Annotated in this window: 23 protein-coding genes and 2 tRNA genes; 18 read left to right on the top strand and 7 right to left on the bottom strand. The window is 58.9% G+C overall.

Going from position 1 to position 22,935, the window contains the following annotated elements; genetic code table 11:
• Position 1: 1 nt before the first annotated feature.
• Positions 2–715 (bottom strand): RAD55 family ATPase, encoded by a 714-nt coding sequence (locus A3L02_RS06550; RefSeq protein WP_088863171.1) that lies wholly within the window; start codon positions 713–715, stop codon positions 2–4.
• Positions 716–855: 140 nt separating this feature from the next.
• A complete protein-coding gene (locus tag A3L02_RS06545) occupies positions 856–1,914 on the bottom strand; it encodes a glycosyltransferase (protein ID WP_088863170.1) in 1,059 nt (352 codons plus the stop codon).
• A 73-nt stretch (positions 1,915–1,987) separates the two neighbouring features.
• Between A3L02_RS06545 and A3L02_RS06540 the strand changes: the two genes are divergently transcribed.
• The 14 genes from A3L02_RS06540 (at position 1,988) to A3L02_RS06470 (ending at position 17,260) form a co-directional block, all read left to right on the top strand.
• Positions 1,988–2,065 (top strand) — tRNA-Pro (locus A3L02_RS06540).
• A 386-nt stretch (positions 2,066–2,451) separates the two neighbouring features.
• On the top strand, positions 2,452–2,688 hold the full coding sequence (locus tag A3L02_RS06530) for a hypothetical protein (RefSeq protein ID WP_088863168.1): 237 nt from the start codon (positions 2,452–2,454) through the stop codon (positions 2,686–2,688).
• A 121-nt stretch (positions 2,689–2,809) separates the two neighbouring features.
• On the top strand, positions 2,810–3,937 hold the full coding sequence (fbp, locus tag A3L02_RS06525) for a fructose-1,6-bisphosphate aldolase/phosphatase (RefSeq protein ID WP_088863167.1): 1,128 nt from the start codon (positions 2,810–2,812) through the stop codon (positions 3,935–3,937).
• A 110-nt stretch (positions 3,938–4,047) separates the two neighbouring features.
• Entirely contained in the window at positions 4,048–5,535 is a 1,488-nt protein-coding gene (gene glpK, locus A3L02_RS06520) for a glycerol kinase GlpK (protein ID WP_088863166.1), read from the top strand.
• A 168-nt stretch (positions 5,536–5,703) separates the two neighbouring features.
• On the top strand, positions 5,704–7,203 hold the full coding sequence (locus tag A3L02_RS06515) for an NAD(P)/FAD-dependent oxidoreductase (RefSeq protein WP_088863165.1): 1,500 nt from the start codon (positions 5,704–5,706) through the stop codon (positions 7,201–7,203).
• Positions 7,193–8,443: an NAD(P)/FAD-dependent oxidoreductase gene (locus A3L02_RS06510; RefSeq protein WP_088863164.1), complete on the top strand. Its 1,251-nt coding sequence runs from the start codon at positions 7,193–7,195 to the stop codon at positions 8,441–8,443. Before A3L02_RS06515 ends, A3L02_RS06510 begins: the two co-directional genes overlap by 11 nt.
• Entirely contained in the window at positions 8,436–8,801 is a 366-nt protein-coding gene (locus A3L02_RS06505; RefSeq protein ID WP_088863163.1) for a DUF1667 domain-containing protein, read from the top strand. Before A3L02_RS06510 ends, A3L02_RS06505 begins: the two co-directional genes overlap by 8 nt.
• A 113-nt stretch (positions 8,802–8,914) precedes the next feature.
• Positions 8,915–10,873 (top strand): glyceraldehyde-3-phosphate:ferredoxin oxidoreductase, encoded by a 1,959-nt coding sequence (gene gor / locus A3L02_RS06500; protein ID WP_088863162.1) that lies wholly within the window; start codon positions 8,915–8,917, stop codon positions 10,871–10,873.
• 70 nt (positions 10,874–10,943) lie between these two features.
• Entirely contained in the window at positions 10,944–12,206 is a 1,263-nt protein-coding gene (locus tag A3L02_RS06495; RefSeq protein ID WP_088863161.1) for a phytoene desaturase family protein, read from the top strand.
• Positions 12,207–12,338: 132 nt separating this feature from the next.
• The gene (gene arcC, locus A3L02_RS06490; protein WP_088863160.1) at positions 12,339–13,286 is read left to right on the top strand and encodes a carbamate kinase; all 948 of its coding nucleotides are present in this window, start codon (positions 12,339–12,341) and stop codon (positions 13,284–13,286) included.
• Positions 13,287–13,333: 47 nt separating this feature from the next.
• Entirely contained in the window at positions 13,334–14,176 is an 843-nt protein-coding gene (locus A3L02_RS06485) for an SDH family Clp fold serine proteinase (protein WP_088863159.1), read from the top strand.
• A 142-nt stretch (positions 14,177–14,318) separates the two neighbouring features.
• Positions 14,319–15,221 carry a coiled-coil protein gene (locus A3L02_RS06480; RefSeq protein ID WP_088863158.1) on the top strand — a complete coding sequence of 301 codons (903 nt, stop codon included), beginning with the start codon at positions 14,319–14,321 and terminating at the stop codon, positions 15,219–15,221.
• A 9-nt stretch (positions 15,222–15,230) separates the two neighbouring features.
• Complete coding sequence (arcS, locus tag A3L02_RS06475) at positions 15,231–16,937, top strand: archaeosine synthase subunit alpha (RefSeq protein ID WP_088863157.1); 1,707 nt, start codon at positions 15,231–15,233, stop codon at positions 16,935–16,937.
• Between the two features lie 32 nt (positions 16,938–16,969).
• The gene (locus tag A3L02_RS06470; protein ID WP_088863156.1) at positions 16,970–17,260 is read left to right on the top strand and encodes a DUF2103 domain-containing protein; all 291 of its coding nucleotides are present in this window, start codon (positions 16,970–16,972) and stop codon (positions 17,258–17,260) included.
• Here the strand turns inward: A3L02_RS06470 and A3L02_RS06465 are convergent.
• Both A3L02_RS06465 and A3L02_RS06460 read right to left on the bottom strand, forming a co-directional pair.
• Complete coding sequence (locus A3L02_RS06465; RefSeq protein WP_237268582.1) at positions 17,257–17,478, bottom strand: ATP-binding cassette domain-containing protein; 222 nt, start codon at positions 17,476–17,478, stop codon at positions 17,257–17,259. The genes A3L02_RS06470 and A3L02_RS06465 overlap by 4 nt on opposite strands.
• Before the next feature lie 225 nt (positions 17,479–17,703).
• The gene (locus tag A3L02_RS06460) at positions 17,704–18,333 is read right to left on the bottom strand and encodes a hypothetical protein (protein WP_088863155.1); all 630 of its coding nucleotides are present in this window, start codon (positions 18,331–18,333) and stop codon (positions 17,704–17,706) included.
• 98 nt (positions 18,334–18,431) lie between these two features.
• On the opposite strand from A3L02_RS06460, the gene A3L02_RS06455 reads away from it, so the two are divergent.
• Both A3L02_RS06455 and A3L02_RS06450 read left to right on the top strand, forming a co-directional pair.
• Positions 18,432–19,034, top strand: a complete 603-nt coding sequence (locus A3L02_RS06455) for a class I SAM-dependent methyltransferase (protein WP_088863847.1) — start codon at positions 18,432–18,434, stop codon at positions 19,032–19,034.
• 44 nt (positions 19,035–19,078) lie between these two features.
• Positions 19,079–19,156: transfer RNA gene (locus tag A3L02_RS06450), tRNA-Gly, on the top strand.
• Positions 19,157–19,361: 205 nt separating this feature from the next.
• On the opposite strand, the gene lrpA is transcribed toward A3L02_RS06450, so the two are convergent.
• A complete protein-coding gene (gene lrpA / locus A3L02_RS06445; protein WP_088863154.1) occupies positions 19,362–19,787 on the bottom strand; it encodes an HTH-type transcriptional regulator LrpA in 426 nt (141 codons plus the stop codon).
• A gap of 68 nt (positions 19,788–19,855) precedes the next feature.
• Positions 19,856–21,109 (bottom strand): 23S rRNA (uracil(1939)-C(5))-methyltransferase RlmD, encoded by a 1,254-nt coding sequence (gene rlmD, locus A3L02_RS06440; RefSeq protein WP_088863153.1) that lies wholly within the window; start codon positions 21,107–21,109, stop codon positions 19,856–19,858.
• Between the two features lie 107 nt (positions 21,110–21,216).
• Between rlmD and A3L02_RS06435 the strand changes: the two genes are divergently transcribed.
• Positions 21,217–21,432 (top strand): helix-turn-helix domain-containing protein, encoded by a 216-nt coding sequence (locus A3L02_RS06435; RefSeq protein WP_088863152.1) that lies wholly within the window; start codon positions 21,217–21,219, stop codon positions 21,430–21,432.
• Positions 21,433–21,519: 87 nt separating this feature from the next.
• Here A3L02_RS06435 and pyrE read toward each other — a convergent pair whose 3' ends face one another.
• Positions 21,520–22,080 carry an orotate phosphoribosyltransferase gene (gene pyrE, locus A3L02_RS06430; RefSeq protein WP_088863151.1) on the bottom strand — a complete coding sequence of 187 codons (561 nt, stop codon included), beginning with the start codon at positions 22,078–22,080 and terminating at the stop codon, positions 21,520–21,522.
• A 106-nt stretch (positions 22,081–22,186) separates the two neighbouring features.
• On the opposite strand from pyrE, the gene A3L02_RS06425 reads away from it, so the two are divergent.
• Positions 22,187–22,933, top strand: a complete 747-nt coding sequence (locus A3L02_RS06425; RefSeq protein WP_204247183.1) for a hypothetical protein — start codon at positions 22,187–22,189, stop codon at positions 22,931–22,933.
• Positions 22,934–22,935: the final 2 nt, after the last annotated feature.

Below are 22,935 nucleotides of genomic sequence, written 5' to 3'. Positions count from 1 at the left end.
CTCAGAAAGGTGCCTCCGGGTAGACCCTGAGCCCCTCGTCCGTGAAGCGGATCTTCTTGAGGTTGGTATCGTGGGCGACACCGTGCATCTTCAGAACCTGCAGGGCTCTTATCATCCTGTAGTCCCTCATGAAGTGGTGGAGGACTATCACACCGTCAGCGAGGTAGTACTCATCCGTGTACCTCTCGGAGCTCATCATCTCCACCGTCATGAGGCAGGTGACCCCCATATCGTGGAGCTTTCGCACGAATCTGCCAAGGGCTATCCTCTTGTAGTCCGGATCGAGGACCGAATGCTCCAGCGAGGTGAAGGAGTCTATGACCACCCTTTTGATGCCCTCCCCCTCCACTATACTGAGGAGGTTGTCAAGGGCCTCGCTCCAGGTGAACCTCCTTCCGGCCCTGAAGACGCCCTCCCCAAGGTCGTAGAAGACTATCCTCTTTGATTTGAGGTAGTTTAAGAGACCGAAGTTATACCTCAGCATGTTCTGGGTTATCGTTTTTGGATGCTCGAGGAGGGATACAAACAGCCCTTTCTCGTCGTTTTTGGCCCCCTCGATCAGGAACTGTATTCCAAAGGTCGTCTTCCCGCTCCCAGGGGGACCGATTAGAAGGTAGACCCTTCCTTTTATGAGCCCTCCACCGATGAGATCGTCAAGACCAGGAACCCCGGTTGACACCCTGTCAAGGTTCTTCAGGAGTTCTCCCACGTACATACCGCTCCCTCCTTTTACATGAACGCTTCAATAGTATTTAAGGTTGAGGTGTCCATTAATGTCCATGCGAGCCGGGACGAAAAGGCTATCGGTGCGCTGGATGCCTGCACTTTTCCACCTCCCGTCCCTTTCTCCGCGTACTACCCCCACGTCACGTTCCTGTTGAAGAGGAAGCGCACTATGAAGGATAAGCCTATTCCGAAGAGGTTCGCCACGAGGTAATGCATCCCCACGAGCACGAGACCGGTGTATATCGCCAACTGAACGATGGCCCCAGTCAGGGCTGCAATATGGAAGCTGACGATTCTGCTCCAGAAGGGCTTCCTTTTGAGGTCCCTGAACGTCCAGAGGTCGTTCCAGGTGAAGTTGTTCAGCACCGCCAGCTCGGTCGCCGGGACGTTGGCCAGTATCTTGTCCCACCCGAAGACGTGGACGAACAGCCACAGAAAGCCCTCGTTGACGAGAACGCCGGAGAGGCCGACGATGGTGAACTTGATTATTCTGTCGAGCTCGCCCTCCCAGCGCATGAGCCTGTAGACGTGCTTGAGGTAGTTCAGCATGGTCTTCGTCCCGAGCTTGCTCTCGCCCGCCTTCCTCAGTCCGAAGGTGAAGGGGACCTCCGTGACCTTCCTGTAGTTCCCCTTAATCAGGATCTCCATCAGGATCTTGAAGCCCACGGGGTTTAGGTTAACCCCCTCAACGACCCCCCTTCTGAGGGCGAAGAAGCCGCTCACCGGGTCTTTGACGTTCCTTATCTTCGGGAGCGCGAGGCGGCCTACCATAATGGCCCCTCTGGAGATGAGCTTCCGGTACCAGTACCAGTTCTCGACCTTCCCGCCGGGCACGTACCTGCTCGCCACCGCGACGTCCGCGCCGTTCTCGATTGCCTTTACGAGCTCCGGGATGACCTCGGGCGGGTGCTGTAGATCGGCGTCCATGACGACGAAGACGTCCCCGCTCGCCTCCTCAAAGCCCCGGATTACGGCTGAAGATAGCCCTTTCTCATCCGTTCTCCGTACGACCTTAACGGGGTATCTCTCCGAGAGTTGAGCGGCGAACTCCCAGGTTCCATCGGGGGAATCGTCGTCGACGACTATGATCTCGTAATCGTAACCTTTCAAGGATCGGTCTATCCTCTCGAAGAGCTCCTCGAGGTTCTCGCGCTCGTTGTAGGTGGGAACTATAACGCTGATCTTCACAGGGATCCCTCCACACCCACTGAACTGTTCCGTAAACTTTATAAGTTCTGCGAAGTGCCTTAAAGCCGGGCATGGGGCCGTGGGGTAGCTTGGCCTATCCTTCCGGCTTCGGGAGCCGGGGACCCGAGTTCGAATCTCGGCGGCCCCACCATTCAGCCCTTTTGAAAAGCGCTGGCGGAAAGGTTGTGATTCTTTTTTTAGGCAATTTTGAGGCGTGTTTGCTTCTAAAAGGGTTGTTCAATCTTGAATTCGCCGTTAACGTGCCATTGGTGGCGGGTTTGCTTTTGGATAGCGCTCCTTCGGAGCGCGGGAGAATCCTAAACCCCTTGAATTTGGTCATTTTAATCTTGAATTCGGAGTTCAATGGCCGTTTGAGGGTGCAAACACTCACGGGAGGGCAGTTAAAAGGAATCACGATTTTTTTCGCCAGCCTTCAGCGCTTGCTTCGCAAGCGCCCTTCTCACTATCGTTCGAACATCCTGGCGGATGGCGGAAGCATTATTAACTTTGACTTACAAAAAGTTATGGGGTGATCCTATGGGGGAGCCCGTGAGGATAGGACACGATAAGTTCAACATCGGAGAAGGGGAAACCGCCAGAAGGGAGCTTCGGGTGGTTAAGGTCAGCGACGACGTGATCCAGGTTCAGGAGGAGGTCCACGGCATCATAGCGCTCGTCGGCGCGAGCTCGAGCGTCAACATTAAGAAAGAGGAGCTCAGGAACCTCATCAGGGTTGCCAGAGAGGAGTTCGGGTGGACGGACATTTGCGAGTAAACCCGCTTTATTTGTCCCTTTTTGATTTCCTAACGCATATTATCATTTCTCCGGTATCATCAACGGTGATATTAACGTTTTATAAGCATAAAATTGCTTAAGGGTTATCGAGGTGGTTGCCATGGCTACCGGAGAGAAGATAACGATCAGCGTTATAAAGGCGGACATCGGTGGCTGGCCCGGGCACTCGCGGGTTCATCCCCAGCTCGTCGAGACCGCGGAGGAGGTTCTTGCAGGCGCGAAGGAAAAGGGCACGATAATCGACTTCTACGTCGCCACCTGCGGCGATGACCTTCAGCTCATAATGACCCACGGGAAAGGAGTTGACAGCCCCGAGATACACGGTTTAGCGTGGAAAGCCTTCGAGGAAGCTACAAAGGTCGCCAGGGGGCTCGGCCTCTACGGTGCCGGCCAGGACCTGCTCAAGGACGCCTTCAGCGGCAACATAAGGGGGATGGGGCCGGGAATAGCCGAGATGGAGATTACCTTGAGGAAGAGCGAGCCCGTGGTTACCTTCCACATGGACAAGACCGAGCCGGGGGCGTTCAATCTACCGGTATTCAGGATGTTCGCGGACCCCTTCAACACCGCCGGCCTCGTGATAGACCCCAACATGCACATGGGCTTCCGCTTTGAGGTCTGGGACATAAAGGAGCACAAGAGGGTCATTCTGAACACGCCGGAGGAGCTCTACGATCTCCTGGCCCTCATCGGCGCCAAGAGCCGCTACGTCATCAAGAGGGTCTTCCCGAAGGAGGGGCACAAGATACCGAAGGACGAGCCCGTCGCGGTCATAAGCACCGAGAAGCTCTACCAGATAGCCGGCGAGTACGTCGGGAAGGACGACCCCGTCGCCATAGTTAGGGCCCAGAGCGGGCTTCCTGCCCTTGGAGAGGTTCTCGAGCCCTTCGCCTTCCCGCACCTCGTCAGCGGCTGGATGAGGGGTTCGCACAACGGCCCGGTGATGCCCGTTCCCATGCGCATGGCCAACCCGACCCGCTTCGACGGCCCACCGAGGGTGGTTGCCCTGGGCTGGCAGATAAGCCCCGAAGGGAGGCTCGTCGGCCCCGTTGATCTCTTCGACGACCCAGCCTTCGACGAGGCCAGGCGGAAGGCCATCGAGATAGCCGATTACATGCGCAGGCACGGCCCCTTCGAGCCCCACAGGCTCCCGATGGAGGACATGGAGTACACCACCCTTCCGGGCGTTCTCGAGAGGCTCGAGGGCAGGTTCGAGCCCGTCGAGTGATTCCCCTTTTTCTTTCTCTCGTTGGATACTCGTTCTACCCGCAAAATCTTATAACTTCCGGGCACTATTTTTGTTAAGGAGACGCAATCACGTAATCAGGGGTGATCAAGATGGGAGATGAGAAGTTCATCCTTTCCCTCGACGAAGGGACCACCTCGGCGAGGGCGATAATCTTCGACAGAGAAGGCAACGTCAGGGGAATCGGGCAGTACGAGTTCCCCCAGCACTACCCGAAGCCGGGCTGGGTCGAGCACAACCCGGAGGAGATATGGGACGCGCAGTTCAGGACGATAAAAACGGCCCTCGAGAGGGCGAAGGTCGACGCGGGCAGGATAGCGGCGATAGGGGTAACCAACCAGAGAGAGACGACCCTGGTGTGGGACAGAAACGGAAGGCCGCTCTACAACGCCATAGTCTGGCAGTGCAGGAGAACGGCCGAGATGGTGGAGGAGATAAAGCGCGAGTACGGTAACGTCATCAAGGAGAAGACGGGCCTGGTTCCCGACGCCTACTTCTCGGCCTCAAAGCTGAAGTGGCTCCTCGACAACGTCCCCGGCCTCAGGGAGAGGGCGGAGAGGGGCGAGGTCCTCTTCGGGACGGTGGATACCTTCCTGATCTACCGCCTGACGGGGGAGCACGTGACGGACTACTCCAACGCATCCAGAACTATGCTCTTCAACATCAAGCGGCTCGACTGGGACGACGAACTGCTCGAGCTCTTCGATATTCCAGCAGAGGTCCTGCCGGAGGTCAGGGAGTCGAGCGAGGTCTACGGCTACACTGGGAAGGAGCTCCTTGGAAGGGAGATCCCGGTCAGTGGGGACGCGGGCGACCAGCAGGCGGCGCTCTTCGGACAGGCGGCGTTTGAGACGGGCATGGTGAAGGCCACATACGGAACCGGGAGCTTCATCCTGGCCAACACGGGGAAGATGGTCCGCTACTCCGACAACCTGCTGACGACCATAGCCTGGGGGCTCAACGGAAGGGTCTCCTACGCCCTCGAGGGGAGCGTATTCGTTACAGGGGCGGCTGTGCAGTGGCTCCGCGACGGGATAAGGATAATCGAGCACGCCGCCGAGACAGAGGGGCTCGCCAGAAAGCTGGAGAGCAACGAGGGGGTTTACTTCGTCCCGGCCTTCGTCGGCCTCGGGGCACCGTACTGGGACCAGTTCGCCAGGGGCCTGATAATCGGCATAACGCGCGGAACCGGAAGGGAGCACCTCGCGAGGGCGACGCTGGAGGCGATAGCCTACCTCACGAGGGACGTTATCGGGGAGATGGAGAAGCTCGTCGGCATAAAGGAGTTGAGGGTCGACGGGGGAGCGACGGCGAACGACTTCCTTATGCAGTTCCAGGCGGACATCCTCAACAGGCGCGTTGTGAGGCCTGTGGTGAAGGAAACGACGGCGCTGGGGGCGGCCTATCTGGCCGGCCTGGCCGTCGATTACTGGGAGAGCCTCGACGAGATAAGGAGGCTCTGGCGGGCCGAGAGGGTGTTCGAGCCGGCGATGGACGGGGAGACGAGGGAAAGACTCTACCGTGGCTGGAAGGAGGCTGTGAAGAGGGCGCTCGGGTGGGCAAAGGTCGTGGGGGTTTAAGTTCCACGACCGGTCCATGGACACATAAGTGCATCAGAATGCCATCCAACCCTGTCCTATCTTTTGATGGTCAGAACTGTTCTCTCCTTCCTTTTTGGTCCAACCTAAGGTTTAAGAAAGCTTTAAAACTGGAAAATACCATTCTCCAAGTCAGTTGGGGGGAAGACCATGAAGACGAGAGTCGTCATTATAGGTGCCGGCGTCGTTGGGGCGTCGATAGCGCGGGTTCTCAGCAGGTACGAGAACCTCGAGGTCCATCTCATCGAGAAGGCCGTCGATGCGGGAATGGGGGTCAGTAAGGCCAACACGGGAATAATCCATCCCGGCCACGAGGACGACCCCGATAGGTACCCGCTGAGGGCGAAGCTCTGCGTCCGGGGAAACCGACTTTGGTACCAGTGGACACAGGAACTGAGGATACCCGCCAAGTGGCCGGGCGAGCTCATGGTGGCGCTTGAGGAGGAGGACATGAAGGTCGCGGAGCACTACCTCGAGCTGGCCCGGAGGAACGGGGTTCCCGGCGTCAGGCTCGTCGATAGGGACGAGCTCCTGAAACTCGAGCCCAACGTCAACCCGAACGCCGCGGGTGCGCTCTGGGCCCCCACCGCCGGGATGATGTCCTCTCCGGTTGCGGCGGTGGCCCTCACGGAGAACGCGGTCGACAACGGGGTTAGGTTCCACCCCGAGACCGAGGTGCGCGGGATAAGGGTCGAGAGGGGCGAGGTGAAGGGAGTTGAGACGAACCGGGGCTTCTTTGAGGCCGATGTGGTCATAAACGCGGCCGGCCTCTACGCCGACAAAATCTCGGCCATGGCTGGAATAGACACGTTCACGATACGCCCGAGGAGGGGGCAGTACTACATCTTCGACGACGATGCGGGGCCGAAGGTCAGGAGGATAGTCCACCAGACGCCCACGCCCACTACGAAGGGGGTTTACGTCATCACGGAGATGAACGACGGGGTCATGATAGGGCCCACCGCCGAGGATCTGCCGGAGGACGCGAAGGACGACACCTCGACGACCCGGGAGGGGCTGGAGTTCGTCTGGGAGATGGCGAAGAAGCTGGTGAAGGGCCTTCCGCCGAGGAAGAAGGTTATAAGGACCTTCGCGGGCCTCAGACCGGAGCCACCGGACGGAAGGTGGATAATAGAGGCCTACGACGATCCTTTGGGCTTCATAAACGTCGCAGGAATACGCTCCCCGGGACTCACCGCGGCCCCGGCCATAGCGCACTACGTCGTCGAGGAGCTGATTCAGGGGAAGCTGGACGTAAAGCTAACACAGAAGTCGAGCTGGAACCCCTACGGAAGGGGTTTCTGGTTCAAGGCCCTGCCGAGGGAGAAGCAGGCCGAGCTGATAAAGAGAGACCCAGCCTACGGAAGGGTGATCTGCACCTGCCGCACGATAACCGAGGGCGACATAGTGAACGCCATAAACCGCATGAAGCGGATGGGCGTTAAGACCATCAGCCTCGACGGTGTTAAGCTCAGGACCGGCGTCATGGGTGGAACCTGCCAGGGGGCGTTCTGCAGGGTCAGGATAGCCAGCATAATAGCGAGGGAAGCGGGAATCCCGCTCTGGAAGGTCACCCAGAAGGGAGAGGGGAGTGAATACGGCATAGGCGATGTGAAGGTTCTCCTCAGGGGGGAGAAGGATGAGGAGTGAGTACGACGTCGTCGTCATAGGTGGCGGCCCGGCGGGCCTCGCCGCGGCGATTAAGGCGAAGGAACTCGGGATGGACGTTCTGCTCCTCGAGAGAAGGGAATACCTCGGTGGAATACCCGTCCAGTGCGTTCACCCCGGCTTCGGGCTCCACTACTTCGGGGAGGACCTCACCGGGACGGAGTTCATCCACCGCTTCATCGAGAAGTTCAGGGGGATGGGGATAGAGCACTACACCAACGCCCACGTCCTTAACGTGGTGTCCCGCTCTTACTGGCACAAGGTACTCACGGTGGTGACGGAGGAGGGGCTCTTCGAGGTCAGGGCTAAGACCGTCATCTACGCGGCCGGCGCGAGGGAGAGGCACGCCTTCGAGATAGGTATAACCGGCCACAGGGTCGCGGGTATATACACCGCCGGGGAAGCCCAGACCATGATGGACGTCTACGGCGTGATGCCCGGAAAGGAAATCGTCATAGTGGGCTCGGGCGACGTCGGCCTCATAATGGCGAGGAGGTTCACCCTCGAGGGCGCCCACGTCAAGGCGGTTGTGGAGCTCATGCCCTACCCCGGTGGCCTGACCAGGAACGTCGTCCAGTGCCTCGAGGACTTTGGGATACCCCTCTACCTGAGCCACGCCGTGACGCGGGTCGAGGGGAATAAGAGGGTCGAGAGGGTGATAGTCACCAGGGTCGATGAGAACCTCAAACCCGTCCCCGGAACGGAGGAAGTCATAGAGTGCGACACGGTGATCCTGGCCGCGGGCCTCGTGCCCTACCTGAAGGTCATAGAGAAGGCCGGCGTGGAGATAGACCCCGCCACAGGGGGGCCCGTCGTCAACAGTTACCTCGAAACGAGCGTCCCGGGAATCTTCGTCGCGGGAAACGCCCTCGTCATCAACGACCTCGTCGATTACGTCGTCGAGCAGGGCGAGGAGGCGGCGAGAGGGGCCTACGAGTTCGTCAAAAACGGCGGCCTGCCCTCCCTCAGGTGGAGGAAGCTCGTGAAGGGCAGGAACGTCCGCCTGGCGGTTCCGCACTACCTGTCGGACACCAGGGACACCATCGTCTACGCGAGGGTTAAAAAACCCGAGGAGAACGTCGTACTCCGCTTCCCGGAGATAGGGAAGGAGGTAAGGCTACCCTTCGTGAAGCCCTCGGAGATGGTACGGGTGAAGCTGCGGAAGGAGGAGATAGCCCGCGCAGGGGGAAGGATCACGATGGAGGTCGTTGGGGATGAGTGAGGTAAAGAGGTTCAAGCTGACCTGCATCGTCTGCCCCCTCGGCTGCGAGATAGAGGTGGAGATGGAGGGCGACAGGATAACCTCGGTCAGGGGCTACACGTGCCCCAGGGGCAAGGGGTACGCGGTACAGGAGGTTACGGAGCCAAAGCGCACCGTCATGAGCGTCGTCCCGGTAAAGGGTGGGAAGTTCCCGACCGTGGCAGTGAAGAGCGATAAACCCGTCCCCAAGGAGCTCGTGCCGAGGATAATGCGTCTCCTCGCGGACGTCGAGGTCGAGGCCCCGGTGCACGTCGGTCAGGTCATAGTGGAGAACGTCCTCGGAACGGGGGCCAACATCGTGGCCACGAGGGAGGCGTGAGCCCTTCCACCCCTTTGCCTTCGTTCCCTTTTAGCACCGGACTTTCGGTTCCCAAAATCTTAAATACGCCTTGGGCAGATAGATAACACTCAGAGTGATACGGGGTGAACAACATGCGGTTCACGGTCCTCAAAATCAACCTGAACGAGGGAAAAGTAGAGAGCGAGGAGCTGGAGAAAGAGGGAGTGTACGGGATAATCGACTACGGAATAGAACTCCACGAGAGCCTTGGAACTCACAGCATCGAGCCCTACGACGGGAGGAACGTCGTTGTGATGGGTATGGGGCCGTTCTCGGGTTCCGCCCTTCCCGGGGCCCACAGGCTTATGTTCTTCTTCCGTTCGCCCCTCTACGGCACGCTCTTCCCGTCGGCGATGGGCGGGGCGGCCTACGCCTTCAGGAACGTCGGGGTGGACTTCGTCACCTTCGAGGGCAAGGCCGAGAAGCCGGTCGTCGTCCTCCTTTACAACGACGGTGAGAACGTAAAGGTCGAGCTCCACGCGATAGACCTCGAGAAGGTCGTCGAGATATGGAGGGGTTACAGGGGCGAGGAAGGCGTCTACGCCCTGACCCAGTACCTCATCGACACCTTCGGCGGGAGGTTCGACTTTGAGTACAGGATAGCGGTGGTCGGGCCTGCTTCTTTGAACACCAACTACGGGGCGATATTCTCCCAGGCCCTCAGGAAAGGTAAGAGGCTCGTCGGGAGCGAGGACTGGGCCGCCCGCGGTGGCTCGGGCTCGGTTCTCCTGAGGGCGCACAACGTCGTCGGGATAATCTTCGGCGGAAGGCCGAGGAAGAGGGAGTTCCCGGGCGAGGACGTGGCCAACTTCAGAACGGCGAAGGCCATCGTCGAGGGCGTCCACAAGAAGCCCTACAACGAGGTCGTGAGCGAGAAGACGACGAAGTACCGCTTCAACCCCAAGCTCAACACCGGTGGAACCTTCGGCGGCAACTACCCGGCTGAGGGCGATTTTACACCCATCCTCAACTGGAGCATGCCCTACATCCCGAAGGAGGAGAGGATCAAGATCCACGAGAACATAATGAAGCACTACTGGGAGCCCTTCAACGAGGAGGCCATAAAGCCAAAGCACTGGACAACGTGCGGCGAACCCTGTCCCGTCGTCTGCAAGAAGTACCGCAACGGACACCACGTCGAGTACGAGCCCTACGAGGCCAACGGGCCCCTCAGCGGAAGCATAAGCCTGCGCGCCAGCGAGATAAGCGTTCACGCGGTCGACTCCATGGGCTTCGACGCTATAGAGTTCGGCGGAACCGCGGCCTGGGTTCTTGAGCTGGTTCACCGCGGCCTTCTGAAGCCCGAGGAGGTCGGCCTGAGCGGAAGGCCGGAGTTCACGAAGGAGGCGTTGCTTGAGAAACCCGTTGAGGCGAGCGAGGTCAACGCGAAGCTCGTGGCGGAGCTGGCCCACAGGGTGGCCTTCGCGGAGAACGAGGTGGCGAGGATAATCGGCCTCGGGAAGAGGAAGGCGAGCGTTATCTTCGACGAGAGGTTCAAGGACAGGCTCGACTACGGGGAGAGCTTCAAGGACCACGCCGTTTTCACCCCTCTCGGCGAGGACGGGGAGATGACGCCGACGATGTACTGGGCGATAGGGAACTACATCCCGCTTCCGATACAGGGCCGCTACTGGACTTTCTACCAGTTCGGCGTCTTCCTCGAGCCCGAGGAGCTCGCCCGGAAGATAATCGCGAGCGCCCTCTGGGAGTTCTGGTACGACAACGTCGGCTGGTGCAGGTTCCACAGGGGCTGGATGAAGCCCGTCCTCAGGGCGCTCTTCATGGAAGCCTACGGTGAGAACGTCGACATGGAGGAGCACGCGAGGAGGCAGATAAAGAGGCTCATCGAGTACGCGAAGAAGGCCGGTTACGGGCCCGTCTTCTGGGACTCCATGAGGGTCATCGACCTCGTTGCCGCGGGGAGCGAGGAGTTCGGGAACGAGCGCTGGGCGGAGAAGTTCAGGCTCGACAAGGTCGGCACGGCCAAGGAGTACCTCGAGAAGGTGCTCGACGCCTACAGCGAGGAGCTGGGCGTCGAGTGGAGGCTCTGATCTTCCTTTTCTTCTTCCCGCGAGATAACCTTTATATCCAAGCCCTTCCCCAGTTCTTCGGGTGAGAAGGATGAGGGCAGTCGTGATAGGCTCCGGAATCGGCGGCCTTTTGACGTCCGCGTTTCTCGCGAGGAGCGGTTACGAGGTCACCGTCCTCGAGAAGGCCCCCTACATCGGCGGCCGTTTTACGAATTTGGACTACAAAGGCTTCGGCCTCTCCACCGGGGCGTTCCACATGCTCCCCCACGGTGAGGACGGGCCCTTGGCGTATCTCCTCAGGCTCCTCAATGCCAACGTTCGAATCGTCAACTCGAACCCGAAGGGGATGATCCTCTACGAAGGGAAGACCTTCCACTACAGGGACGGCTGGAGGTACCTGAGCCTAAAGGAGAAGGCAAAGGCGTTGAAGCTCCTCGCCGATGTGAAGAGGAACAGGCTTCCCGCCGGAGAAGAGGCGGAGATGAGCGGGAGGGAGTGGATCAGGGAGAGGATAGGCGACAACGAGTTCGTCGACCTCTTCATAGAGAGCTTCCTCGGGTGGGCCGACAGCGTCCTCGACGTTCCCGCCGGTGAGCTGGCGCGGGAGATAAAGGCCGCTCTGAGGTGGGGAGGACCGGGTTTAATCAAAGGAGGATGCAGGGCGATAACCGGTGAGCTTGCGAGGATAACGGAAGTCCACGGGGGGGAAATCCTCACGGGAAAGAGGGCCGTCGAGGTCGACGTTGAGTCGAAGAAGGTCGTAACCTCGGACGGCGATGAGTTCCCCTACGACGTCCTCGTCTCGAACGTCGGGATAAGGGAAACGGTCGGGCTAATCGGAAGGGATAACTTCGAGAGGGCCTACCTTAAACACGTCGATTCGCTGAGGCCGAGCGAGGGGATAAAGTACAACGTCGCGCTCAAGGGGGAGAAGAGGATAGGGAACACCGTGGTCTTCACCCTCGACACGGAGCGCGTAAACGGTTACAACGAGCCGTCGAGCCTCTCTCCTGAGCTCGCTAAGGAAGGCTACACTCTCATAATGCTCCACCACGCCCTGAGGAGCGGGAACGTTGGGGCGGAGCGCAGGAAGGGCATCGAGGACATCCACCGCATCTTCCCGAACCTTGACGGGGAAGGGGAGATACTGCTCGTCCAGACGTACCTCGACGGGAACCCCGTGAACCGCGTGGCGAGCGGGCAGGTCGTCGAGGACTTCCCGATTGAGGACGTTTACATCGTCGGCGACGCCTACAAACCGCCCGGCGGGATAGAGGTTGAGGGAATAGCCCTCGGCGTCATGAGAACCCTCGAGAGGCTCGGCCTCGGCAACTTCTCGGACTGGTACCTCTGAGGTCGACGGCTGTCCTTTATCTTTGTCAACTTATTCTCTCCTTTTCCGAACCTTTTTCCAGTGAAGGGTTCCGTACCCTAACGAACGTTTTTATTCTCAGAGACGTATCCGTACATCACGGAGGTGATGCTCATGAAGAGGGTCGTCATAGCCCTCGGCGGTAACGCCATCCTCCAGAGGGGGCAGAGGGGAACGTACGAGGAACAGATGGCCAACGTCACGAAGACGGCGAAGCAGATAGCCGATATAATCCTCGACAACGACTACGAGGTCGTGATAACCCACGGGAACGGCCCGCAGGTCGGTGCCCTTCTCCTCCACATGGACGCGGGTCAGCAGGTTCACGGGATACCGGCCCAGCCTATGGACGTCGCCGGGGCGATGACCCAGGGCCAGATAGGCTACATGATAGGGCAGGCGCTCATCAACGAACTGAGGAAGAGGGGCGTGGAGAAGCCCGTCGCGACGGTTGTTACCCAGACCATCGTTGATAGGAACGACCCGGCCTTCCAGAACCCGAGCAAACCGGTTGGGCCATTCTACGATGAGGAAACTGCCAAAAAACTCGCGAGGGAGAAGGGCTGGACGGTTGTAGAGGACGCCGGGAGGGGCTGGAGGAGGGTCGTCCCGAGTCCCGATCCTAAGGGCCACGTCGAGGCGCCTGTCATAGTTGACCTCGTGGAGAAGGGCTTCATAGTCATAGCCAGCGGCGGTGGCGGCGTTCCCGTCGTTGAGGAGAACGGTCAGCTTAAGGGAGTGGAGGCGGTCATAGACAAGGACTTGGCCGGAGAGAAGCTGGCGGAGGAGGTTAACGCGGATGTCTTCATGATACTGACGGACGTCAACGGCGCGGCGATTAACTTCGGGAAGCCGGACGAGAGGTGGCTCGGAAAGGTCACCGTTGAAGAGCTAAGAAGGTACTACGAGGAGGGCCACTTCAGGAAGGGGAGCATGGGACCGAAGGTTCTCGCCGCCATAAGGTTCGTTGAGTGGGGCGGTGAGAGGGCCATAATAGCCTCCCTCGATAGGGCGGTCGAGGCCCTCGAGGGGAAGACGGGAACGCAGGTGGTGAAAGGGTGAGCCAAAGGGTATAAATACCCTCGCTCCCTTTTTTATTGGGTGGTGACATGGGCGATGCAGTTTCCGGGTTCTTTGGCTCACTACTGTGGTGGCTGTTTTTGATCTACCTCCTGCTGTGGCCCCAGATGCAGTACAGGAACCTCCAGATAGCGAGGATAAGGTTGCTGAAGCGACTCTCGGAGAAACGCAAATCAACGGTTATAACCCTGATTCACAGACAGGAGAGCATCGGGCTCTTTGGCATACCATTCTACAAGTTCATAAGCGTCGAGGACAGCGAGGAGGTTCTGAGGGCCATCCGCTCGGCACCGAAGGACAAGCCGATAGACCTCGTAATCCACACCCCCGGCGGGCTCGTTCTGGCCGCCACGCAGATCGCCAAGGCCCTCCACGACCATCCGGCGGAGACCCGCGTCATAGTACCACACTACGCCATGAGCGGCGGAACGCTGATAGCTCTGGCCGCGGACAAAATCGTGATGGATCCCCATGCCGTTCTCGGCCCGGTTGACCCGCAGCTCGGCCAGTACCCGGGACCGAGCATAGTCAGGGCGGTCGAGAGGAAGGGCGTTGACAAGGTGGACGACCAGACGCTCATCCTCGCGGACGTGGCCGAGAAGGCCATCAGGCAGGTCCGGGACTTCATATACGGCATCTTGAAGGATCGGTACGGTGACGAGAAAGCTAAAGAACTCGCGCAGATCCTGACGGAGGGCAGGTGGACCCACGACTACCCGATAACCTACGAACACGCAAGGGAGCTCGGCCTTCACGTGAGCACGGACGTTCCGAAGGAGGTCTACGCCCTGATGGAGCTCTACAAGCAGCCAATGAAGCAGAGGGGGACGGTGGAGTTCATGCCCTACATCCAGAGGGGCGAGAGTTCCTGATGCATCTATTTTCCATCCCTTCTCCTTCTCTTTGGACAGTCCACAAAATTTCAGCCAAAAAGTTTTTATTTGCTCCCGTCGTTTTCAGTCCAGATGTTCGGAGCGAATAACGCTGTTCTAAAAATAGGGAAGGGGAAGGGAGATGCAAACGAAAGTAGACCCAGAGGAGATTAAGAGGATCAAGAGGGAGATAGAGGCCCTTGAAAAGGAGAGAAAAGAGATAAGGGCCAAACTGGAGGAGCTTGATAAAGAGCTTCAAATCTGGATCCAGAAGAGGGATGAGAAGAACAACGAGGTTAAACAGTTACGTCAGAAGGGGCACGAGTACAAGGCCAAGAGGGACGAGATAAACGCGCAGATACAGGAACTCAAGAAGAACCGCGAGGAGATAAACGCCAAGCTCGACCTCCTTTACCAGGAGATACTCGAGTACAGGACCAAGAGGGACGAGTACAACCAGCTCAGACGCCTCAAGATGCCGCCCGCGAAGATACAGGAACGGATCGAGAAGCTCGAGTGGGAGCTCCAGACCAACCCGAACGTAACCCCCGAGAGGGAGAAGCAGATAGTCGACCAGATCCAGGTTCTGGCGACCGAGCTCGAGATAATCCAGCAGGCCAACAGGTTCCACAACAAACTCGTCGAAACGAGGAAGAAGGTCGACCAGCTAAAGAAGGCCCGGAGGGCCATAAGCATGGAGATACAGAAGCTCGCAAACCAGAGCCAGCAGTTCCACGAGCAGATGATAAAAGCCTTCAACGAGGCCGACGAGATCAAGAAGGAGGCGGACGAGTACCACGCCAAGGTCGTCGAGCTCCGCGAGAAGATCAGGGAAGTTAGAAAGGAGCTCCGCGAGATCGAGAAGAAGATACAGGAGTACGACGAGAGGCACAAGGAGCTCATAGCCTACAGGCTCGTCGCCAGGATGCGCTCCAAGAAGGACGCCAGCTTCGAGAAGGCCGTAGAGGCACTCGAGAAGTTCAAGCGCGGCGAGAAGCTTTCGCTGGACGAACTGCTCCTCCTCCAGAGGTACAACCTCGTCTGAGGCCTGGCCATGGAAGTGATCAGGCACGAAGGGCCCGGGAGGCTGGGCCTCGTAAGGCTGGGGGAGCGTTCATTCAGGACCCCGGCTCTGGCAGGGGTAGATTTCACCCTCTCCCCGTTCAACTCCTTCTTCCATCCTTCCGAGCCAGGTGACTACGACTTCAACCTCGCCCCCTCGATACCCCTCGGCTTCTACACGCCCGGTGAGGTTATAGAGAAGGCCCTCGAGAGGCTCCGGGGGGTGGACTACAGTGGATTTAACGCCTTCTACCTCCCCGCGCTCCGCAGGACGGAGTACCTGGGGGAGTTCCTCGGGACGATCGAGCGCCACGGTTTCGAGGCCGTCTACCTCGGCAACTCCAGGATCCTGGTGAGGGAGTACCGCTACTTCGTGAGGATTTTAAGGGAACTGCGCGAGAGGTTCCCCAACGTCATGATAATCACCGACTTGGAGCCCTTCTTCTATCCGCTGGCGGTTTACCTCGGCGTCGATGCCTTCGATACCCGTTCCCTCAAGCTCTACGACTTTAAGGGGAAGGCCTTCACCGCTTACAGCCCCTTCGTCTGGGGGGAGGGCGGGAACTCCATTGAATTCGCCCGGGAGACGGTAACCCTCGTCAGGAAGGCCTTCGAGGAGGGAAAGCTCCGCTACCTCGTCGAGAACTTCTTCCCAACCCAGTACAACGCCGGCGTCCTCAGGATAGCCGACCTCGAGCATCCCGATTACCTCGAGAAGTACACGCCCATCCAGCGGGAGACGGTCTACTTCGTCAGCGATGCCTCGATAAGGCGGCCTGAGGTTAGGCGCTGGCACGCCCGCGTTGAGGAGAGGTTCGTCCCGCCGAAGAACACCGAACTGCTACTCCTCTTCCCCTGCTCCGCCAGGAAGCCCTACTCCTTCTCGCGCTCCCACACTCTCTACCGCAAGGCCGTGAAGGAGGCCCTCGGCTCCGGGATAAATAGAGTTCACGAGCTCATCCTCACCTCGCCCTTCGGCGTCGTCCCGAGGGAGTGGGAGTGGCTGGCCAGATACGATATCGTCGTTACGGGCCACTGGAGCGAGGAGGAGGTAAGGCCCGCGGCGGAGCTCCTGGCGAAGACCCTTGAGAAGTACCCGAGGGACGTCCCAATAGTAGCGCACCTCGACGAGGCCTACGCCGAGGTGGCGAGGCTCGCCGCCGAGCTCGCGGACAGGGAGATAACCTTCACGGCCGTGAATAACGGGACGACGAGCAAAGAGAGCCTGAGCTCGCTCACCGAGACCCTGAGGGAGTTCGAGCTCGAGGGAACGAAGGAGGACAAGAGGTACCGCTACCTCGAGGGCATCAGGAAGGTCTTCGACTTCTACTTCGGGGCCGGAGCGGGCGAGGCGGTTCTGCCGGACGATGGAAGGGTTAGGGGCTCGAAGATGCTCCGCCTATTCGCTGGAAACCAGCAGACCGGAACCTTCAGGGACGGCGTGATAAGCGTCACCCCCTTCGGGATGGGGAGGATATACGAGAGGTTAAGGGCCTACTGGGTGAAGGTGGACTTCGAGCTCCGCGGCGACGTCTTCGCCGTCGGCGTTGAGGATGCGGATCCAAGGATACGGCCGGACGACATCGTCGGGGTGGTTCGCGACGGCGAGGTCATCGGCGTCGGAAAGGCGGTCCTCGCTGGAGAGGAGATGGTCAGGGCGAAGAAGGGTGTCGCCGTTAAGGTCAGGAAGAGGGCGTAACCCCTAAAAACCCGCTTTTCCATTCTTCGACCATGCCCAGACACTTCAAGAAAGGCGTCAAGCGGGAGCACCACTTCCTCAAGGGACTTGAAAAGCCTCTGGAGGAGATAGCGGCGGTTCCAGGGGTCAAGAAGGTCATACCGGGGAGGATATACGCGAGCGACTCGAGGGGCTTCGAGATAAAGGTAACGCGGGAAACCAAAACCGGCCTCAAGCTCGTGGCGAAGAGCAACGGGAGCGTCCAGGAAGTCTTCCTCGTCGTTGACAGGAAGGACAGGGAGAGGGTGCGACGGGAAATAGAAGAGAAGATGAGCACGAACTAAATCTCCTCGATCCGCGGGACCACCTCCTCGGGGGTTCCGGTCAGCACCACCCTCCCCGCGGCTATCACCACCATTCTGTCGGCGAACTCGACCAGAGGGCGCCAGATGTGGGAGACCACGACCATGTTGGTTCCCTTCCCCGCCTGCTCGCCTATGATCCTCGACACCTCCTTGATTCCCTCGAGGTCGAGGTTCGCCAGCGGCTCGTCCAGAAGCACCAGCTCAGGTTTCCGAGGAACGCCTGGATGAGACTGATCCTCTTGAGCATGCCGGCGGAGGGGTCACGACGGTGAGGGTCGCGTTTGCTGGTGAGAGCTTCAGGAAAACGTTCGAATTTTCTCAGGGCCACACTCTCCTCCGCCGATAGTTGGTGACGTTGAGAACCTTGAAGGTCAGTTACGAATCATCCGAGAGGGGGAAAAGCCCTAATCGGGGGGCCGCGCCTAAATCTCCCCCTTCCCCTCGAAGAACGCCTCGAGCTCCTCGTCGCTGATGTCCTCCTCATCATCGTAGCCCAGCTCCCTCCTCTGGAGCTCTATCAAGCCGGGTGTCAGGAGGAGCTTTCCGTCGAGCTTCGGAACCGCGTAGTGGAGCGTTATCTCACTGAACTCATCGAGCTTTATCGTCGGGTTCTCCTCGTACTCTATCTCATCGAGCCTCCTGCCGTCGGCTATGAGCTTCGCCACTATCGCGGCGCCATCGATGGAGTACTGCGGTTTGCCTATGTGCCTCACCTTAACGCCCTCCATGCGAGAGGTTATGAACTCCCTCGTCCTGCCGCGCGGCACGGCGTCGCCGAGGATTCCGCCGATCACTATCATCGTATCCTCGTCGACCTCCTCAGGCTTGAGCTCCTCCCCGGCCTGAAGGTCGAGGACGATGAGCTTGGAGCGGTCGAGGGGGAAACGCGTAACGCTCTCGCTTATGACGCTCCCCAGTCTGGCCAGTCTCTCGCGCTCGTCGTCGCGGACGTTGGTGAACACCAGCTTGTCCCACCACTCCGCGACGTGGCTGTACTCCAGCCAGAGCCAGTCGCTTATCTCCTCGAGGTGCTCGATGATGAGGTACGCCATTCCACCCACCGGCGGTGTTTGAGTTCGGCCTTTTAAAAGGTTGCTTGTAACCAGGGATGTCCAGCAAGGGTTTTAAGCGGAAAACTTTAGTCCTCCTCATGAGCTTCCGCGAGAAGTACGCGAGACTCGGGGAGCGCTACAACGTCCTCGAAAAACCTTTGGACGGGGCGTTATGCCCGCTGAGGCGGAAGGCGGTGAGCTTCGCCCGGGGAAAGACCCTCGAGATAGGCGTAGGCGTCGGTAAGACCCTCAGGTACTATCCAAAAGACGTCGAACTGCACGCCATAGACGCCGTTCCCGAGATGGTGAGGATAGCCGAGAACAGGGCCAGGGAACTCGGGTTGAACGCTCGATTCTACGTCATGGACGCCGAGAGGCTGGAGTTCCCGAGCGAGAGCTTCGATACCGTGATCTCGTCCTTCGTCTTCTGCACCGTTCCGAATCCGGAGGTCGCTATGAGGGAAATCCACCGCGTCCTGAAGCCCGGCGGGAGGGCGATATTCCTCGAGCACACGAAGAGCGACTCCCGGCTTTTGAACTGGCTCTTCCTGAAGCCCCTCGACCTTCTCCTTGGGGCCCTGCTGGACGACAACACCCTTAGGGAGACGCAGAGGCTCGTGGGGGAGTACTTCGAGGTCGAGCACGAGGAGAGCCACTACCATGGAATCGTGAGGCTCATGGTGGGGAGGAAGGAGGGATAAAACTTTTAAAGTCAGGTGGCCCCCTATATTACGGGCTGGACGGAGCGGTGGTAGTCTAGCCTGGTCCAGGACACCGGCCTCCCAAGCCGGTAACCCGGGTTCGAATCCCGGCCACCGCACCAGATCAATCCTTTCTTAACTAAATCGTTGATGAAAATCATGACGGGAAGAGCATAGTTCCGTCTCACCCCTCTTGGTGAGGGAAGGCGTGAGGGATTACGCCCTGATAAGTAAACTCTCCGACAGCATACTGCAATACGCCGAGAACGTGTACGGCGGAGGTAGTTGACCTGTTGGTAGATAAAAAAGAAGGTATCGCGGGCCGGCTCACTTCAGCCTCTCGAGGATTATCGCGGGGCAGACCCTCGTGACGCCCTCGAGCTTCCCTATCCTGTTGGATATTATGTCGGAGAGGTCCTCCCCGTCCTTGGCCCATATCTCGGCCATTATCATGTGGTCGCCGCTGGTGAGGTAGACGCTCCTGACGAAGTCGAACTCCTTGAGCTTGCTGGCAACGTCGAATATCTTTTCAGGGAGCGTATCGACCCCGGTCAGGCTGACCAGGTTGTAGCCGAGCTTTGATGAGTCAACGACAACCGTGTACTGCTTTATGACACCCTCTTCCTCGAGGGCCTTCACGCGCTTCCTGACGGCCGTCTCGCTGATGCCCAGAACCTTGGCTATCTCCGTGAATGGGGTGCGGGCGTCCTTCGTGAGCATGTCGATTATGATCCTGTCCCTCTCATCAAGCATTTTTCATCACCTTGATTGATATTGTGCAGACCAGGTATATTAAGTTTTTGAACCTGCTGGTTCCAAAGTTAAACCCCGAGTTTAAGTTTGACAACCGTCTCCACGTGGGGCGTGTGCGGGAACATGTCGAGCCCCACCGCGGCTTCCAGACGGTAGGTCTCCGAGAGCTCGCGGAGATTGTCCGCAAGGGTTCTCGGATTGCAGGAGACGTAGACGATGCTTTGCGGCCTGTCTTTTAAGATTTTCCTTATCAGTTTGGGATGCAATCCAGCCCTCGGTGGATCGACTATTACGGTGTCGTACTCCGAGAGGTTCTCGACGTCCCTATCCCGCCCGACCCTGAAGGTCGCTTCGGCGTTGTTGAGTTCGGCGTTCTTATTTGCCATTTCGACCGCGAAGGGGTTGACCTCGACTCCCTCGACCTTAAAACCCCTCCTCGCCAGGTGAACGCCGAAGGTCCCAACGCCCGAGTAGAGGTCGAGAACCCTTTCGCCGTCGACGAGTTCACTCACCTCTTCAACCAGCGTCACCGCGGCGTAGCTGTTCGTCTGGAAGAAGCTGTTGGGGTGGACGAGGTAGGTGACGTCGCCGAGCCTCTCCCTTATGAACTCCGAGCCCCAGAACCTCTCCACGTCGCCGTAGGAAACGTCGCTCGGGGTTCTGTTAACGCTCCAGTAGACAGAGGTGGCGTAGTCGAAATAGTACGGGAACTCCTCGGGGAGGTTTCCCTCGGAGGTGACGAGGTTGACCATGAGCTCGCCCGTGAACTTACCCTCGCGGATGACGACGTACCTCAGGAAGCCCTCGTTCCGCCGTATGTCGTAGAGGCTCGGCTTGAAATCCTCGATGAACTCCCTGAGTGAGCGGAGGACCTTTTTACTGGACTCACCGAAGACTGGGCAGTAATCTATATCCACCGCGTCCCACCAGGTGCCGCGCCGCCTGAAGCCTATCCCCTTTGTCGAAACGACAACATCAATTCGATTTCTATGACCGTATATCACAGGTGAGGGGATGACGTCGACGTTAAAGCCCAGAATCCTGGATAACCTGTCGGATTTGAACCTGACCTGCTCATCGTAGGGGAGGTGCTGGAGGAGACAGCCGCCGCAGGTCCCGAAGTACGGACACCGCGGTTCGGTTCTCACCGGAGAGGGCTCCGTTACCTCAAAGTCTGTTGCAACGAGCGTTCTCTTCTTTCGTCTCCACTTCCGCACCTCCACCCCGTCACCCGGGGCTGTGAAGGGGACGTGAATCTCCTTCCTTCCGAGCTTTACAACCCCGAACCCCTCGTCATCGAGCCTCTCAACCGTTCCGCGCATGCCTTCCCCTCGCCCGGCCTCTTTATAAACATGACCTTGAATGTGTGTCAACTTGCCCCACGGAAGGTTTATTTAGGTTGTCGTCATAAACAATAACGGTGCCCCCTATGTTCGGCAGGCGCAAGGACGTTGTTTATAAGGTTCTCGCCACCAAGAAACGGGCCGTGGCGCTCCAGTCCCTGAGCGCCGAGCTCGAAACCCCTATGCCCGCGGTTCTAAAAACCGTCAAACAGCTTGAATCCGACGGTCTGGTCGAGGTGTTCTACGGCCAGGAGAAGGCGTCGATCATGGTAAGGGCAAAGACCATAGGGGATTTCGTCTGATCCCATCCCGCTCTTTTTCATTCCTCATTTGAGCGGTTTTTGAAAAAGAAAATCGGAATGAAAAGTGGTATCTTCGGGCCTTCCGGATTAACCCCGTGCCTCCCACGAATCCCTGCGGGCGAAGAGCTCCGAGACCCTTACGAGGGGGATGAACCGGTACTTTTCCACTATTTTGTCCTCCGCGCCCTCCTCCCTGTCCACGACGACGCTTATCGCCACCACCTCGGCCCCCGCGTTCTCCAGAACCTCCGCCGCCCTCAGGACGCTTCCCCCGGTTGTCGTCACGTCCTCGACGAGGAGTACTCTATCGCCGGGATTCACCTCCCCCTCTATCTGGCTCCCCGTGCCATGCCCCTTGGGCTTCTTCCTGACCACGAGGAGCGGCTTTCCGGTTTTGAGGGCCAGTGCCGTGGCTATTGGAACCGCCCCGAGCTCGGGACCGGCGACGCGGTCGAAGCTTATCCCCGCCCTCTCTGCTTCCTCTGCCATCAGTTCCGCGATGAGCCTGAGAGCCTCCGGGTTCGTGCTGAGCCTCTTGACGTTGATGTAGTAGTCGCTCTCCCTTCCGGAGGTGAGCACGAAGCGGCCGAAGAGTATCGCCCCCTCCGAGAAGAACATCTCCATGAGCCTCTCCTTCGCGTCCCCCATCTTAGACACCTTGGTGTAAATTTTCTCCAGATCCAACGGTTAAACTCACATCTGAATTTAAAAAGGTGATGCCAAGTTTAATAAGTTTTCACGGTTAAGGACCACCATGACACCCGAGAAAGTTATCGGGTACTACTTCGGAATATTGATCCTCCTCGGGGGCCTCTCCGTCCTCCTTGGCCTTAAGTACACCCTTCAGCGGTGGCGCTCCCTTCCGGAAAGTCCCTGGAAGGCCAGCTCTTTTGGCCTCGGCCTACTCGGACTCCTCGTGGCGTCTCTCCTCGAGGCTCCCTTCCTCTACCTTGGGGGATGGGTGGCGTTAGCTTTCGCCGCGGGTGTAATCGAGGAATCAGTAAAGCTCCTGCCCCTGAGGTTCTTTAGACGCTCACCGGAATGGGAGAGGTGGAAGCTCGCGGTTGGGGCCGGGGCCTTCCTGGGGGTTGCCGAGGGGTTCCTCTACACCGCCGGAATCTTCGCCCTCGACCAGCCACTCTACCTCGTCGCCGTGAGGTTGATCCTCGTGGGATTGCACACGGTTTGGGCCTCCGTAAGCGCGGGTTTCCTGCTCGGCGGGACCGGAAGGGGGCGTTTCGCAGGGGTTCTATTCTCGATGACCGCCCACGCCCTCTACGACCTCCCACCGCTGGCGATGGTCGATGGTTATTCCGGAACGGTCGTGGCGGTTCTGGTGGGCCTTTCAGGGGTTTTCCTGCTGGTCGCCCCGCCCGTGGCAAAGAAGGCCGCCGGGCTGGTCGGGCAGGTCCCCTGGGGAAGTGGAGGGCACGACGAGCCGGAAGATATTGAAGAAATCCAGGGGAGGCTTGACGCTCCCTCCACGAAGGACGGGAATTGAAC

The organism is Thermococcus celer Vu 13 = JCM 8558, assembly GCF_002214365.1.
Taxonomy (GTDB): Archaea; Methanobacteriota_B; Thermococci; order Thermococcales; family Thermococcaceae; genus Thermococcus; species Thermococcus celer.
Note: the sequence above shows the minus strand (reverse complement) of the source record. Positions and strands in the feature narration are given on the sequence as shown.